This is a genomic window from Mycobacterium sp. 852002-51152_SCH6134967 (assembly GCF_001667105.1).
GTDB lineage: Bacteria > Actinomycetota > Actinomycetes > Mycobacteriales > Mycobacteriaceae > Mycobacterium > Mycobacterium neumannii_A.
In genome coordinates this window covers 1-15,236 of the sequence record NZ_LZIK01000026.1, presented here as the reverse complement: position 1 = coordinate 15,236, position 15,236 = coordinate 1, and the positions used below count along the sequence as shown (strand labels likewise).

General features: G+C 66.9%; 15 protein-coding genes. 8 read left to right on the top strand and 7 right to left on the bottom strand.

The window, feature by feature from the left end:
* The first annotated feature begins 49 nt into the window (after positions 1 to 49).
* From A5790_RS09305 to A5790_RS09285, 5 genes are all read left to right on the top strand, one after another.
* Positions 50 to 1,294, top strand: a complete 1,245-nt coding sequence (locus A5790_RS09305; RefSeq protein WP_082961645.1) for a cytochrome P450 — start codon at positions 50 to 52, stop codon at positions 1,292 to 1,294.
* Between the two features lie 124 nt (positions 1,295 to 1,418).
* On the top strand, positions 1,419 to 2,390 hold the full coding sequence (locus tag A5790_RS09300) for an enoyl-CoA hydratase/isomerase family protein (protein ID WP_066842893.1): 972 nt from the start codon (positions 1,419 to 1,421) through the stop codon (positions 2,388 to 2,390).
* A 5-nt stretch (positions 2,391 to 2,395) separates the two neighbouring features.
* A complete protein-coding gene (locus tag A5790_RS09295) occupies positions 2,396 to 4,753 on the top strand; it encodes a CaiB/BaiF CoA-transferase family protein (protein WP_066842891.1) in 2,358 nt (785 codons plus the stop codon).
* The gene (locus A5790_RS09290; protein ID WP_066842889.1) at positions 4,750 to 5,511 is read left to right on the top strand and encodes an SDR family NAD(P)-dependent oxidoreductase; all 762 of its coding nucleotides are present in this window, start codon (positions 4,750 to 4,752) and stop codon (positions 5,509 to 5,511) included. The genes A5790_RS09295 and A5790_RS09290 overlap by 4 nt, the downstream gene beginning before the upstream one ends.
* On the top strand, positions 5,505 to 6,782 hold the full coding sequence (locus tag A5790_RS09285; RefSeq protein ID WP_066842887.1) for a hypothetical protein: 1,278 nt from the start codon (positions 5,505 to 5,507) through the stop codon (positions 6,780 to 6,782). Before A5790_RS09290 ends, A5790_RS09285 begins: the two co-directional genes overlap by 7 nt.
* Here A5790_RS09285 and A5790_RS09280 read toward each other — a convergent pair.
* The 3 genes from A5790_RS09280 to A5790_RS09270 are packed head-to-tail and all read right to left on the bottom strand — an operon-like array spanning position 6,779 to position 9,332.
* Complete coding sequence (locus tag A5790_RS09280; protein ID WP_066842886.1) at positions 6,779 to 7,690, bottom strand: hypothetical protein; 912 nt, start codon at positions 7,688 to 7,690, stop codon at positions 6,779 to 6,781. The genes A5790_RS09285 and A5790_RS09280 overlap by 4 nt on opposite strands.
* Positions 7,691 to 7,695: 5 nt before the next feature.
* Positions 7,696 to 8,640 carry an SDR family oxidoreductase gene (locus A5790_RS09275; RefSeq protein WP_066842885.1) on the bottom strand — a complete coding sequence of 315 codons (945 nt, stop codon included), beginning with the start codon at positions 8,638 to 8,640 and terminating at the stop codon, positions 7,696 to 7,698.
* Positions 8,637 to 9,332: a TetR/AcrR family transcriptional regulator gene (locus tag A5790_RS09270; RefSeq protein WP_156656344.1), complete on the bottom strand. Its 696-nt coding sequence runs from the start codon at positions 9,330 to 9,332 to the stop codon at positions 8,637 to 8,639. Before A5790_RS09270 ends, A5790_RS09275 begins: the two co-directional genes overlap by 4 nt.
* Positions 9,333 to 9,493: 161 nt before the next feature.
* Here A5790_RS09270 and A5790_RS09265 point away from each other — a divergent pair, with 161 nt between their 5' ends.
* The gene (locus tag A5790_RS09265) at positions 9,494 to 10,699 is read left to right on the top strand and encodes an NAD(P)/FAD-dependent oxidoreductase (protein ID WP_066842883.1); all 1,206 of its coding nucleotides are present in this window, start codon (positions 9,494 to 9,496) and stop codon (positions 10,697 to 10,699) included.
* Here A5790_RS09265 and A5790_RS09260 read toward each other — a convergent pair whose 3' ends face one another.
* Genes A5790_RS09260 through A5790_RS09250 form a run of 3 tightly spaced genes read right to left on the bottom strand, consistent with a single transcriptional unit; the run spans position 10,700 to position 12,112 of the window.
* The gene (locus A5790_RS09260) at positions 10,700 to 10,966 is read right to left on the bottom strand and encodes a YdeI/OmpD-associated family protein (protein WP_066842882.1); all 267 of its coding nucleotides are present in this window, start codon (positions 10,964 to 10,966) and stop codon (positions 10,700 to 10,702) included.
* Positions 10,908 to 11,756, bottom strand: a complete 849-nt coding sequence (locus tag A5790_RS09255) for an SDR family NAD(P)-dependent oxidoreductase (RefSeq protein ID WP_082961641.1) — start codon at positions 11,754 to 11,756, stop codon at positions 10,908 to 10,910. Before A5790_RS09255 ends, A5790_RS09260 begins: the two co-directional genes overlap by 59 nt.
* On the bottom strand, positions 11,753 to 12,112 hold the full coding sequence (locus tag A5790_RS09250) for a DUF4440 domain-containing protein (protein ID WP_066842881.1): 360 nt from the start codon (positions 12,110 to 12,112) through the stop codon (positions 11,753 to 11,755). The genes A5790_RS09255 and A5790_RS09250 overlap by 4 nt, the downstream gene beginning before the upstream one ends.
* A 150-nt stretch (positions 12,113 to 12,262) precedes the next feature.
* Between A5790_RS09250 and A5790_RS09245 the strand changes: the two genes are divergently transcribed.
* Positions 12,263 to 14,074 (top strand): long-chain fatty acid--CoA ligase, encoded by a 1,812-nt coding sequence (locus A5790_RS09245; protein WP_066842880.1) that lies wholly within the window; start codon positions 12,263 to 12,265, stop codon positions 14,072 to 14,074.
* 27 nt (positions 14,075 to 14,101) lie between these two features.
* Here the strand turns inward: A5790_RS09245 and A5790_RS09240 are convergent, their stop codons facing one another.
* On the bottom strand, positions 14,102 to 14,683 hold the full coding sequence (locus tag A5790_RS09240) for a nucleoside deaminase (RefSeq protein WP_082961644.1): 582 nt from the start codon (positions 14,681 to 14,683) through the stop codon (positions 14,102 to 14,104).
* A gap of 224 nt (positions 14,684 to 14,907) precedes the next feature.
* Between A5790_RS09240 and A5790_RS09235 the strand changes: the two genes are divergently transcribed.
* The coding region (locus A5790_RS09235) for a DUF222 domain-containing protein (protein ID WP_156656343.1) at positions 14,908 to 15,236 on the top strand (329 nt) is incomplete at its 3' end.

Genomic DNA, 15,236 nt, shown 5'->3' with positions numbered 1-15,236 from the left:
GCGTGTGACGGCACCGCTCCGGTGAGGTCCGGTGAAAGGCGGAACGCAGATGACGGTGAGCGCTGACGAAGGTGTGCGAGACAGCCGGGACAGCGACACCGAGAAGGAGGGCGTCCACTACGACCCCTACGACGCCGACCTCAACCGCGACCCCTATCCGATGTTCTCGCGGATCCGTGAGCACGCACCGCGCTACTACAACGCCGAGCACGACTTCTATGCGCTGAGCCGCTACGCCGACGTCGACGCGGCACTGCTCGACCACGAGACGTTCAGCTCGGCGCGCGGGGCGGTCCTGGAGATCATCAAGGCCGGCCTGGACATCCCGCCCGGCACGCTGATCTTCGAGGATCCGCCGGTCCACAACATCCACCGCAAGCTACTGTCGCGGATCTTCACCCCCAGGAAGGTGAACGCGCTCGAACCCAAGATCCGTCAGTTCACCGCCCGCTGCCTGGACCCTTTGGTCGGCGCGGGCCGCTTCGACTTCGTCAAGGACCTCGGCGCTCAGATGCCCACGCGGGTGATCGGCATGCTGCTCGGCATTCCGGAGGCCGACCAGGAGCACGTGATCGACCACGGCGAGTCGACGATCCGCACCGAACGGGGCGGCAAGATGACCGACAACCCCGACGGCCCCATCGCCACGGGTCAGGTCTTCGCTGAGTACATCGACTGGCGGGCACAGCATCCCAGCGACGACATCATGACCGAACTGCTCAACGCCGAGTTCACCGACGAGACCGGGACGCTGCGGCGACTGGGCCGCGAGGAACTTCTGCTCTACCTGCAGGTGATCGCAACGGCAGGCAGCGAGACCACCACCCGGCTGATCGGCTGGGCCGGCAAGTTGCTCTCCGATCACCCCGACCAGCGGCGCGCGTTGGTCGCCGACCGGTCAATGCTGCCTGCGGCCATCGAGGAGGTCGTGCGTTTCGAGCCACCCGCCCCGCACGTCTGCCGATATGTCACCCGCGACGTGACCTACTACGGCGAGACGGTGCCCGCGGGCAACGCGATGATGTTGATCGTCGGCGCGGCCAATCGTGACCCGCGACGCTTCGGCGCTGACAGCGAGCGGTTCAATATCAATCGGCCCCCGCGTCAGCACCTCGGCTTCGGGGTCGGCACGCACTTCTGCCTCGGCAACGCGCTCGCACGATTGGAAGGACGCATCGCGCTGGACGAGATCCTTCAACGATTCCCGGACTGGCACGTCGACGTCACCGATGCCGAGCTCAGCCCGACGTCCACCGTGCGTGGATGGGAGTCGATGCCTGCCGTGGTGGTTTGACGGAGAGCGATACGCACGAAGATCAGAGTCTTCGCCCCTGACGAATTCGACTGCGTCGGAGGCGTTCAGCTGCCCGGCTACGCGGGCCACCTACTGGAGATAACACAAAGTGGAGGTAGCGAACATGCCAGAATACGACTACGAAGAGATGAAACGGGAAGCCGAGCAGCACATCCGGTTCGAGAAGGACCGCAAGAACCGGATCGCCTACATCACGTTCAATCGGCCCGAGGCGCAGAACTCGACGACGATGGGCATGCGCCAGCTCTACGCCGACATGATCCACAAGTGCAACGTCGACGACGACGTCAAGGTCGTCGTGATCCGCGGCGAGGGCGATGATTTCGGCAGCGGTGGCGACCTTCCCGAACAGCGGGGCATGCTGGAGAACCCGGGCATGCCGCTGCTGCACGAACTCGCGATCAACGACGACGACGTCAAGTACCCGCCCGGCGGTTCGTATCGCTACCTGTCGACGGTGACCGATTTCTACGCCAAGGCGCGTGCAGGCAACCGGCCCCTACAGGAACTTCGCAAGGTCAGCATCATCGAAGCGAAGGGGTATTGCTACGGCTGGCATTTTTATCAGGCCGGCGACGCCGATCTGGTGGTCTCCTCGGACGACGCGCTGTTCGGCCATCCGGCGTTCCGTTATGTCGGGTGGGGACCGCGGTTGTGGTGGTGGGCCGAGACGATGGGCTTGCGCAAGTTCTCCGAAATGCTGTTCACCGGCAGGCCGTTCAGCGCAAAGGAGATGTACGAGTGCGGCTTCCTGAACAGCGTCGTGCCCAGGGACCAGCTCGAAGCCGAGACCGAGAAGTACGCGCTCGCATGCTCGAAGTCGCGCCCGACCGACACAGTCGCGGTGCAGAAGACCTTCCTCGAGCTGTACAAGCAGCACAAGGGCGAGTACTTCGGCAGCCTGTTGACCGGCATGGTCGAGGGGATGCTGCCGATGATCCAGAACGACCAGCTCAACGATGTCGATCTCACCGAGGGCACCTTCGAAAAGGGGCTCAACAACGTGGTCAAGGACAACGACATGAACTTCCCACCGGAGTGGCGGCTGAGCCGGTCCGGACGTAACAAGCCCTGACCGGCATGTCGGCGCTGACCGGCTTTCGGATCGTCGAGGTGGCCGAGCGGGTCGCCGGCGAGTACTGCGGCAAGCTACTGGCCGATCTCGGAGCGGATGTCGTCAAAGTCGAACGGCCCGGGCGGGGCAGTCCCACCCGGGCCATGGCGCCGCTAGTCGGTGGCGAGGACGGTCCCGAACGCAGCGCGCTGTTCGCCTACCTCAACACCAACAAGCGATCGGTCGAATTCGACACCGCCGCAACGCATCAGCTGATCGCCACCGCCGACGCGGTGATCGACGACCACAGCGCGACCTGGGCCGCCGAGCACGGATTGTCGGCCGCGGAGGTCGCCCGTCGCCATCCCCACGTGGTGTTCTGCGCCGTCACGCCGTTCGGCCTCACCGCACCGACGGCACTCGACAACGCTGTGAGCCTGAACGTCTTTCACGCCAGCGGGTGGGGCTACCACACCCCCAGCCACGCCGATCCCGACCGACCGCCGTTGAAGGGACCCGGCCGGTTCCTCGCCGACTACGAGGGCGCGCTCGACGCCGCCCTCTGTGTGATGTCGGCGCTGTTCGAGCGGATGCACACCGGCCGCGGCGAATACATCGACGTATCAGAGCAGGCCGTCCTGGTGTCGCGCGCCGATTGCATCCTGGGCCGGTTCGTCACCGGGGAGATCGCCCCTCAGAACCGCCGCGACGACTACGACCAGGCGGGACCCGCGACGTTCTTCGCCTCGCGCGACGGCTTTGTCTACCTCTACATGACCAACAGCACGCACTGGCTGGGCCTCAAAACGCTGATGGGGGCGCCGGCGTGGCTCGACGAATTCGACGACGACTGGCTGGAATTCGGCGTCACACCGGAGCGGGTCGCCGACTTCCGCAGCGGCTTCGCCGACTGGATGCGCGACCGGCCCGGCGAGGACACCGCAGAAGAGGCGCAGCGACTCGGCGTACCCCTGGTGCCGGTCAACGGCGCGGCCGAACTCCTGCGCTCACCGCAGTACCGCCACCGTGAGTTCTTCTGCGACGCTACCCATCCCGTGCTGGGCACGAGCCCCCACCCCACCGTGGGTTACCGGCTGAGCGCGACTCCGGCCCGGATCACTCGACCCGCACCGACGCTCGGCCAGCACACCGACGAGGTCCTGGCCGAACTCTCCAGTCCGCGCACCGCGCCCGCGGTGCGGAACCCGCAACTCAAGGCCCACGGTTCGCGGGGTGGACCGCTGCAGGGTGTGCGGGTCGTCGAACTGACCAAGGTGTGGGCCGGGCCTTACGCCGGCAAGCTGCTGGCTTTCCTCGGCGCCGAGGTGATCAAGGTCGAGTGCTCGGCCACTCCCGAGGAGATGCGCGCCTACGGCGGCACCGACATCAACCACGCCCCCTACTTCCTGAGCATCAACCCCGAGATCCTCAGCGTCGACCTCGACATCAAAACGCCCCGCGGCCGGGATGCCCTGCTGGCGTTGATTTCTCGCAGCGACATCGTGCTCAACAACCTGCGGCCCGGCGCGATGGAACGCCAAGGCCTCGGATACCGGGATCTGACCGCGCTCAAATCCGACATCGTCTCGGTGTCCGTCAAGATGTGGGGCAATGATGGGCCGCTGGGCCATCAGACCGGCTACGCGCCGTGTTTCGCCGCCCTGGCGGGCCTCGCCTCGCTGGTCGGTTATCCCGGCGGCCCTCCGCTCGGGGCGAGCATGCGGTACGGCGATTCCACCGTGGGTGCGGCCGCGGCGTTGGCCGCCGTGGCGGCGCTACTGCACCGGGAGCGCACGAGACAGGGCCAATTCGTCGACGTCTCCGCCGTCGAGGTGCTCTCGTCGATGGTGGCTGACTGCCTGTTCGAGCAGAACCTGACGGACCGGCTGTTGGGACCCGACGGCAACCGCCACCCCGACATGGCGCCGCACGGCTGCTACCCCTGCGTGGGCGCGGACTGGATCGCCGTCGCCGTCACGGACGACGATGCCTGGCACCGTCTCTGTGAGGTGCTCGGCGCCGATGAGCTCGCCGCCCGTTATCCGACAATGGCCGCGCGACAACGCGATGCCGAGGTTCTGGACGCGCACCTGATCGCGCTAACCCGGGGGCACGAGGCGGGCGGTCTCGCCGAGCGGCTGCGTTGTGCCGGTGTGCCCGCGACCAGGAGCGCGACGGCCACCGAGGTGATCGGCGACGAATTGCTCTGGGACCGCGGCACGTATCGCTTCGTGTCCGACCGGGTCGAAGGACAGCGGCCGGTGCTTGGGCCCTCGTGGCTGATGACCCGTCCCGCACACATCGAACGCGGCGCACCGAACTTGGGCGAACACAACGACTACGTGCTCGGCGACATCCTCGGGCAGGAAGTGAGGACCACGTGACCGCGTTGGCCCGGACGGTGGCGCTGGTGACCGGGGCCAGCAGCGGGATCGGCGCGGCAACCGCCCGTGCGCTCGCCGCCGAGGGCGCCTCGGTTGCACTGGTGGCGCGGCGGCGCGACCGGCTCAGCGCACTCGCCGACGAGATCGCGGCGGCAGGTGGCACAGCCCTGGCCGTGCCCGCCGATGTGACCGACGCCGATCAGGTGGCCGCCGCGGTGGCGACGACCGTCGACGAGTGGGGCCGCCTCGACACGTTGGTCAACAACGCCGGCCTGTTGCGCATGGGTGCCGCCGCGCACGCGCCACTGGCCGATTGGGATGCCCTGGTCTCGGTCAACATTCGAGGCGTTTTGTACGCCACGCGAGCCGCGCTCCCCCATCTGATCGCGGCGGCCGCTGATTCGCCGCGGGTTGTCGCCGATATCGTCACGATCAGCTCGACGGGCGGGCGGTTGGCGCGGCCGGGAACCGCCGTCTATTCGCTGACCAAGTTCGGCGTCAACGCGTTCAGCGAGAGCATCCGCCAGGAACTCGTCGGCAACCGGGTCCGCGTGGGAATCGTCGAACCGGGAACGGTCGAAACCGAGATCTTCGATCACCTTGACTCACAGGCGCTTACGGCTCAACAGGCCAGGACATCCGGAATGGTCAAGCTGAGGCCCGAGGACATCGCGGACGCGGTGACGTACATGGTGACACGCGATAGGCGCGTCGCGGTCAACGAGATCCTTGTGCGGGCGGCGGAACAGACATGGTGAAGGTCGACTGGGTGCACGGTGACGCCAACGGCCTCGCGTTCCCCGCCCACCCCGAAGCGCTGCGGAAGGGCGGAACGGAGTTCCTCACCGACGCGTTTCGCGCTTACGGTGCATTGTCCGAAGACAACGAAGTGATCGCGATCGAGCGCTTCGACCCAGTATCCGGCGGCAGCACCGGGCGCAAGGCCGTCCTGACCGTGCGGTACGCGCGCGAGCATCCCGACACGCGCACCGACCTGTTCGTGAAGTTCTCCCGCGACTTCGACGACGCCGTGCGTGATGTCGGGCGCACCCAGATGGAATCCGAGACCCGGTTCGCCGCGCTCACGCGCGCTCCGGCGTTTCCGATCGCGGTGCCGGCAACGGTTTTCGCCGACTTCCACCGCGAAACCGGCACGGGGTTGATGATCAGCGAGCGGATCGCGTTCGGCACCGGCGCGATCGAACCGCAGTACCACAAATGTCTCGACTACGAGATACCCGAGCAGGCAACGCATTACCGGGCGTTGCTGACCGCCGTGGGGCGGCTGGCGGGAACCGAACGGTCGGGTCGGCTGCCCGCCGATCTGCTCGCGCAGTTCCCGGTGGACCTGCGGGCGGCGACCGTGGGCCAACCGCCGGTGTACACCGCCGATCAACTCGAGCGCCGACTGCGCCGGCTCGCCGAGTTCGTCGAACACCACGAGGGCCTGTTCGCACAGAACGTGCGCTCGTCGTCGTTCCTGTCTCAGATGACCGCGGAGGCACCTCGGTTGATGAGGCGTGAAGCAGACGTGTGGCAGCAGCTGAGCGCCGACACCGACTACCTCGCGCTGTGCCACTGGAACGCCAACGTCGACAACGCCTGGTTCTGGCGCGACGACGGCGAGTTGCAATGCGGGCTGATGGACTGGGGCTGCGTCAGCCGGATGCACGTGTCGATGGCGATATGGGGATCCCTGTCGGGAGCCGAGGCATCCCTGTGGGACAACCATCTCGACGAGCTGCTCGAGATGTTCTGCAAGGAGGTGCTCGCAAGCGGTGGGCCGGTCCTCGACCCCGCCGCGGTGGAGCAGTCCCTGGTCGTGTACGCGACGCTGATGGGACTCACCTGGCTGCTCGACGTGCCGGCGTTGATCCGCAAGCGGCTTCCCGACGCGGGCCCGCACACCACACGCACCGACCCGCGTATCCGGTCCGACGAGAGCGTGCGCGCGCCATTGCAGATGCTGATCAATGTGCTGAACCTGTGGCAGACCCGCAGTGCGGCAGCGAAACTGGCTGGGCCTTAACGCATCAACGCGCGCACCTGTTCGCGAGCGAAGAACTCCTGGTCCTCACCCCATCCCTGTCGGCCGTCCCACCGCCAGTCGGTTAACGTCCAGAACGTCATCCGTCCGGGCCAGCCGAGCCAGCGCAACGCGGTACGCACCTCGCCTTCGGCGTGCAGGGCCCGGCCGTGGTCGTCTTCGGCGTCGAGCACCACCCGTGCCGGGGCGCCCGCGCGGCGGTCGAGCACGCGGCGCGCACCGGTGACGAGTTCGCCCACCGTCCCGCCGCGCAGCAGGTATCCGCCGATCACACGGTCGCCACCAGAGCGGGTCGCCATCGTGATGGCATGCCAACTCGATTCGGCATCGGCGATGGCCCACAGGTAGTCACCGGAGCGGCGGGCACCCGGGCGGTGCGGACCCCAGGTGCGGTCGCGCATCGAGAAGCAGTCGATATCGAAGAGCTCGCCGTTCAGCGTCGCGGTGCCCCGCATACGGCCCGGTTGGTCGAAGTGGCAGTGCTGCGGGGATGCCTCGCCAAGGACGTGCGGCGCCATCAGCGACGTCCACTCCAGGTCCAGGTCGAGCCCCAGCTCCGAGTAGGACAGCCGGTAGCGGCGCATCGGGTCCTCGACGACGTGACGCAACGAGTTCGGGAGCTGGAAGTCGGTGAAATCCAGCGCCCCCGTGGGGGGTTGGATCCAGCGCCAGTCGTAGAACAGGCAGTCGTAGGTCTGTTCGCCACTGGGGTCCCACATCGCGGGCCCGCCGCCGCTGGTCCCGGTGCGGACCTCGTGGTAGTAGTACACGAACCCGTTGACGTCGCGTTCGGGGATCGCGAAGTTGAACCACCCGCTCTCGTTCCAATTCGGGTCAGCAGTGGCGGGGTGGAAGACCTCATCGGCTGCGGTGATCGCGGCAGTTGTCATGGCGCTCAATCCGGGTAGGTCACGGCGGTCAGCTTCTCAGACAACTGCCACAGTGACTGGCGGTCCTCGGCTCGGTGCACCGCTGCCGGTACCTTCGCGAAACCCACACCGCCGCCCGCAGTCTCGTAGAAGCCGCGTGGACCGTAGTAGGCACCGCCTTCGGCGTCGGGTGACGTCGCGGCATAGAGCGTCGGCTTGATGCCCTCGTCGACGTCGAGCCACATGAACGGCAGCAGGCGCCACGTGGCCCTGGTGAGCCGGGCGTTCAGGGTGGGTTTGTCCCGACCGTAGGAAGCGCCGCTGAGCAGGTTGGTCTTGCTCAAGCCGGGGTGCGCGGCGTTCGACATCACACCCCATCCGTGTGCGCGGCTGCGTTGATCGAGCTCCTTGGCGAACATCAGCTGAGCCAGCTTGGCCATCCCGTACGAGCGCATAGGCCGGTATCCGTGTTCCGCGTTCGGATCGTCGAATGTCAATCCGCGCTGCGTGGCGGCGATGCTGCTCACGGTGACCACGCGGGCGGCTTCGGCGGCCCGCAGCAGCGGCAGCAGGTGTCCGGTCAGGGCGAAATGGCCGAGATGGTTCGCGCCGAACTGCAATTCGAAGCTGTCGTCGGTCGTCTGCCGCTGCGGCGGTGTCATCACCCCGGCGTTGTTGATGAGGATGTCGATCGGACGACCTTCGGCGGCGAGCCGTTCACCCAGGGCGGCAACACTTTCCAGCGACGCCAAGTCCAGCTGCGCAATGCGTGTGCTGGCCCGCGGGACGGCCTGGCGGATCTGCGCCATCGCGGCCTCGCCTTTGGTGTGGTTGCGGACCGCCAGGATCACGTCGGCGCCGGCCGCCGACAGCTCCCGCGCCAGCCCGAATCCGAGACCACTGTTGGCGCCGGTGACCACGGCGAGGCGACCCGACAGATCGGGCACGTGCAGTTCGAGCCCGCGGCTCATTGTGAGTTCCTGGAGACGGTCCGGCGGGCAGGCGCCTGCCACAGGCCGGTGATCGCGTCGATGAGCCCTTCGGCGGCGCGCGGCCAGGGCGACCTTGCGAGCGGACCGTGTTGCGCCAGCGCCCCTTCGTGTTCGGCGCAGGTGTGCATGAGCAGGTTGCGCGCCATCACGATCCGTTCGAAGCGGACCCGCTTGGGTAGTTCGGCCAGGCATCCCGTGATGCCGTCGATCACCTGCACCAGATGCGGGGACGACAGGGCGTCCTTGGTGACGACCTCGCGGTAACTCGGGTCGGCCATGGCTTGTGCGGCGAAGCGCGCGTACCAACTCGGGTTGCCGAGTTGGTCGAGGTGTTCGGTCAGCGGACGCACCAGGCAGTCGACCCAGTCGCGCAGGGAGGCGGCCGTGCCGAGCTCGGCCAGCATCCTGGCGCGCAACTGTTCGATCGGCTCCCGATGCTTGCTCTCGATCGCGCGCAAAAGGTCGGTGCGGGTGCCGAAGTGGTAGCAGACCGCGGCGTTGTTGCCCTGCGAAGCCGCCTCGCTGATCTGGCGGTTGGACACGGCGTGCATACCCCGTTCGGCAAAGAGGCGCTCGGCGGCGGCGAGCAATACTTCGCGCGTTCCTTCCGATCGATGTCCACTCAAGGGCCGAGCTGCGGTCACCGACCCAGTAGACACGGGCCCAACCATTAAATCAAGCGATTTATTTAGCGCGAACGTGGCGCACACGGTGTGAAGCTCACGAGATGTACCGGAGGGTCGCGGGATGCCGGCTACCACGACCCTGGCGTACAGTTCGCGAGTTCGTCAGGCTGCTTGCCCTCACCCCGTCGCCACACGACGATGAGACGATGCCGGCGTCAGCGCGCGTTCTCGTGGCCGGGTCCGGGTTCGCCGGGCTGTGGGCCGCCCTCGGCGCGGCGCGCCGCCTCGACGAACTCGGCGTGCGCACGGTGGACGTCACCGTCGTCAGCCCGAAGCCGTATCACGATATCCGGGTGCGCAACTACGAAGCAGACCTCACACCGTGTCGAATTACGCTGTCGCAGTTGCTCGATCCCGTCGGCGTCGGGCACGTGTCCGCCGAGGTGACCGCAATCGACCCGGCGGCCGCGACGCTGGGCACCGCCGACGGAGCGACGTTGCCCTATGACCGCCTCGTGCTGGCGGTGGGCAGTCGCGTCGTCAAACCCGGCATTCCGGGGCTGACCGAGTTCGGGTTCGACGTCGACACCTACGACGCCGCGCAAGAACTGCACACGCACCTTCGCACGCTGCGGGCCGACGACCCGGCGTCGGCGACGGCTGTCGTCGTCGGTGCTGGCCTCACCGGCGTCGAAACGGCCAGCGAGCTACCCGCGATGCTGGCGGACGCCCTCGGTCCGGAGTCGATACCGCGGGTGGTGCTCGTCGACCGGAATGCCCGCGTCGGGTCCGACATGGGCGCATCGGCGCGGCCGGTCATCGAGAAAGCGTTGCGCGACAACGGCGTCGAGGCGATCACCGGAGCGGGCGTCACCGCGGTCGGCGAGCACAGCGTCACCCTGTCGACGGGTGAGGTCATCGACACGGCCACCGTCGTCTGGTGTGCCGGTATGCGCGCTCATCCGCTGACGAGCCAGCTGGGTGTGCCGCTGGACCGGCTCGGCCGCCTTCCGGTCGACGACTATCTACGGGCCGACGGCGTGAATGGCGTGTTCGCGGCGGGTGACGTGGCCGTCGCCCGGATGGACGACGAGCACATGTCGATGATGTCGTGTCAACACGGCCGGCCGATGGGTCGGTATGCGGGCTACAACGTCATCGGCGACCTGTTGGGCCTGCCCATGCGGATGCTTCGGATTCCGTGGTACGTCACCGTGCTCGACCTCGGCCCGGCCGGTGCGGTGTACACCGAGGGCTGGGACCGCCGCGTCGTCAGCACCGGCGCGGCGGCCAAGGCGACGAAGCGGATCATCAACGGCGAGCGGATCTATCCCCCGCTGACCGCTGACCGTGCGGCGCTGCTGGCCGCGGCGGCACCGGAACTGCAGACGGCGCCCGTGTACGAGCAGTGACTACTTGCCGTTTCGCTCACGGTGCTTGCAGCCCGGCCAGCAGCACGGGCGGCGCTTGCCTTCTTCGAGTTCTTCCTGGGTCCGCCGTATCCGGCGTTCGCGGGTCTTCTCCTGCTTGGCGTCCTCCACCCAGCAGATGAACTCGTTGCGCGCCAGCGGGGTGATGTCGTTCCACGCCGCGAGCGCGGTGTCGTTGGCGAGCAATGCCTTACGCAGATCGGTCGGCAGCGTGTGCACCACGCCGCCGGAGACTCGCGAACTTCCCATGGGCGCAGGATAGACGGCGGGAAGGCAGACTGGCCGCATGCGGTCGGGTTTGACTATCGGAGAGTTCGCCACGGTGACGCACGGCCAGGGCCGCGATGACCGCGCGCACCCCGCGTCGGGGGTCACCCGGCTGAGCACCGTCCCGTTCGGCCATCGCGTCGCGCACCTGCTCGAGCAGAGTGCCGTACTCGGGAATGGACTCCTCGATCTGTTCGTGGCCGAAGCCGGCGTAGGCACGGGTGCGAAACGCTCCGGGTTCGACCGCCATGACGCGGATGCCCAGCGGTTCGACCTCGTCGCGGAGAACCTCGGTGATCGCCTCGATCGCGGCTTTCGTTGCGCTGTAGTGACCGAAGCCGGTGACGCCGCGCAATCCGGCGACCGAGGACATGTTGACAACCCATCCGCTGCCCCTGGCACGCATACCGGGCAGCGCCGCGCGAATCACCGACAGCACCGCGAAAAAGTTGAGCTCGAACATCTTTCGGACCGCAGCGGCCGCCATGCCCTCGATTGACCCGAACCAGCCGCGGCCGGCGTTGTTGACCAGCACGTCGATACCGCCGAAGTGCTCCTCGGTGGCGCGCACCGCCTCTCGCACCTGCTCGGTGTCGGTGACGTCGAGCGGCAGCACGAGGACGCGCTCGCCGTGCTGTTGCGCCCAGTCGGTCAGCTCGGCCGGGCGGCGGGCGGTCAGCGCGACCCGGTCGCCGATCTCGAGAGCGGCGTCGGCGAACGCCATCCCGAACCCGCCTGGGGTGCCTCCGGTGATGAACCACGTCCTCGTCACGGTTCGATCACCAAGCGGCTGATGAGCTCGCCGTCGACAGTGAAGCGGAAGCGCAGGTCTGCCACGCCACCGGGAAAGTCGCCTTCCAGGTGCTGGAGGACATCGAGGTGTGCGCCGCCGAGGCGGGTCGCGCTGACGAGTTCGGTGGAGTAGGTGTATCCGCTGGCGGCGTTGCGCAGCCAGTCGGCGATCTCACCGTGGCCGCGGTAGGTGTGCCCTTCGTCGGTGACGGTGGCGTCGACGGTGAAGGCCGTCAGCGCGGTCGTGACGTCGCGGTGGGCGGTGAGATAGGTCGCCACCGCCCAGGGCAGTTCGTCCCGCGAACTAGCGGTGCCGTCGCTCGGTTGCATTGCCATGCGCTCATCTTCGAGTCTCCCCCAGGGAGAGGGTCAAGACGATGCGGAACCACGGGGCTACAGTCCCATCGCGTCATACCCGCCCGCATTGGGTACTAGAGGCGCGACACTAGCGGCACCGGTGCCGTACGAGATTCCAGGAGAACAGCGATGTCGACCGACACCAACCAGAAACCCACGACCGTGTCGCCGGCCAACGTGGCCGCCATGTTCTTCGACCGCGTTGGGAAGTCCGCCGACCGGGAGGCGTTCCGCAGGCGTGATGGGGATCGGTGGGTTTCGCTTACCTGGCGAGAGGCCGCCGAACAGGTAGAGGCGGTGGCGGCCGGGCTACTGGCACTGGGCATCCAGCCCGAGGAACGTGTCGCGATCGCCTCGAGCACGCGGTACGAATGGATTCTCGCGGATCTCGCGGTCATGTGCGCCGGAGCGGCCACCACCACGGTGTACCCGACGACCAACGCGCCCGACACCGCCTACATTCTGAGCGATTCGGAATCTCGCGTCGTGTTCGCCGAGGACGAGACGCAACTGGAGAAGCTCAAGGAGCGGCGCGACGACCTGCCGCGCCTCGAGAAGGTGGTGCTTTTCGACGGTGCGGGCGACGGGGACCAGGTCACCACCGTCGCTGAGTTGATCGACGTCGGAACCAAGTACCTCGCCGATCACCCCGAGTGCGTGCGGACAACCGCGGACTCGATCAAGCCGGAAATGTTGGCGACACTGATCTACACGTCCGGGACGACCGGCAAGCCCAAAGGTGTGAGGCTGCCGCACCGGGCGTGGGTGTACGAGGGCAACACCATCGCCGACTTCGGCATCCTGGGCGAGGACGACCTGCAGCTGTTGTGGCTGCCGCTGGCCCACGCGTTCGGCAAGGTATTGATCACGGCCCAGCTGGCGTGCGGCTTCGCCAGCGCGATCGACGGCCGCGTCGACAAGATCGTTCCGAACATGGCCGAGGTGAAGCCGACGTTCATGGGCGCTGCTCCGCGGATCTTCGAGAAGGCCCACGCGAAGGTCACCTCCTCTCAGGAGGGTGTGAAGGAGAAGCTCTTCGAAGCCGCCTTCGCCGTGGGACGCAATGCCGACCGGCACCGGCTGAAGGGTGAGGACGTACCGCTTCCGCTGAAGATCGCGCACGCCGCGTTCGACCGCTTGGTCTTCAGCAAGGTGCGCGACGTGTTCGGCGGGCGCATCAAGTTCTTCATCTCCGGCTCCGCTCCGCTGAACCGCGATATCGCCGAATGGTTCCACGCCGCTGGCCTGTTGATCCTGGAGGGCTACGGCCTGACCGAAACCGCGGCCGGTGCGTTCATCAACCGGCCCGACAACTACAAGCTGGGCACCGTCGGGCAGGTGTTCGACGGCACGTCGGTGCGTCTCTCCGATGACGGGGAGGTCCAGGTGCAGGGCCCGTGTGTGATGGACGGGTACCACGACCTGCCCGACAAGACGGCCGAGACATTCACCGACGACGGGTGGCTGCGCACCGGGGACCGGGGCAAGTTGGACGAGGACGGCTTCCTGACGGTCACCGGCCGGATCAAGGAATTGTTCAAGACCTCGGGCGGAAAGTACGTTGCGCCGCCGGCCATCGAGGGCAAGTTCATGGCGCTGTGCCCGTATGCGGGCCACATGCTCGTCTTCGGCGAATCCCGTAACTTCTGCGTCGCGCTGGTCACGCTGGATCCCGATGCGCTGTCGGGGTGGGCCGAGCAGAACGGCCTCGGCGGCAAGTCCTACTCGGAGCTGGTGAAGTCGGATGCGGTGCGCGACATGGTCGGCGGGTACGTCGACGAGCTCAACTCGCAACTGAATCGATGGGAGACGATCAAGAAGTGGGAGCTGCTGGACCACGACCTGTCGATCGAAAACGGTGAGTTGACACCGTCGTTGAAGGTAAAGCGGGGCGTCGTCGAGAAACAGAACCAGGAGCTGCTCGACTCGTTCTACTCCTGAGGCGGGTAGCGCCTGAGCCGGGTAGCGCTAACTCCAGTAACCCTGGTGCGGTTGCGCCGCTTCGTCTTCGAGCAGTGGGCCGACGATGGTGATCGGCCGCTGTCCGTGAGCGAGTACCTCACGGCAGGGCAGAGAGAAGGTCGGGTTCTTCGGATTGTTGCCGGTGAGTTCGAGCAGCCGATGCTCGGGCATGCCGTAGACGATTCTTCCGATGCCGGTCCAGTACGCAGCTCCTGCGCACATCGCGCACGGCTCAGCGCTGGCGTACAAAGTCGCCGTGTTCATTCCGTCGTCGCCCAGCACGTGCCAGGCAGCCGCAGTGGAGACGACCTCGGCGTGACGCGTCGGATCGCCGTCTGGCAGCGCCGATTCGTTGCCTCGCTCGACGATCACGTTGCCACCGGCATCCGCGACGAGAGCACCGAACGGGGTGTTGCCGTTCGCCCTTGCTTCGTTGGCTAGTGCGAAAGTCCGCCTGAGGAGCGCGAGGTCGGCTTCAGTTGCCGACGGTTGGGCGCTAGCAGGAGTCCCACTCGTGAACGGCGAGGAGAGCATGCCCGCCAACAAGCCCGCACCGAGGAGTACTGCGCGGCTCTGTAAGAGATGCATGGTCGAGGACACTAGCCCTGGTCGGCACGCCGATTTCTGAAACCGTCGATATAGAACTGCCGATTGACGGGAACGCCCCCTCCGCGCCCATCACCGCACGCCCCAGCACAAACCTGCAGCGACGGGTCTGTCGGATTCCGATCGCAGGCGCTCATCTTGGTGCCCGTGCCAACAGATTGTGACCCTGCCAGAAAGTTTGGGTCAGTGGATTTGTCAGAGGTCGAATGTATGTTCGATGTATGTCGGGTGATGACCTGCAGGCCGCGGTGACTGCGTTGCGTGCGGCCTTTGAGGAGGCGGCCGCCTGTGACGTCGACTTGCTGACCCGCCATGATCTCGTCACGGCCCTTGATGAGCTCGAAGCTCTCGGGTGCCAACTGCCCGCGATGCGCCACCGTTTGCTCGCCCGCCTGCAGGTCGAGGCGACGCCGCAACAGATGGGTGCGAAATCGTGGAAAGAGGTGTTGAGGGTCCGTTGGCGGATCTCGACCACCGAGGCCAACCGGCGCCTGACCGAAGCTGCCCTGCTGGCGCCGCGTCAGGCGTTGACCGG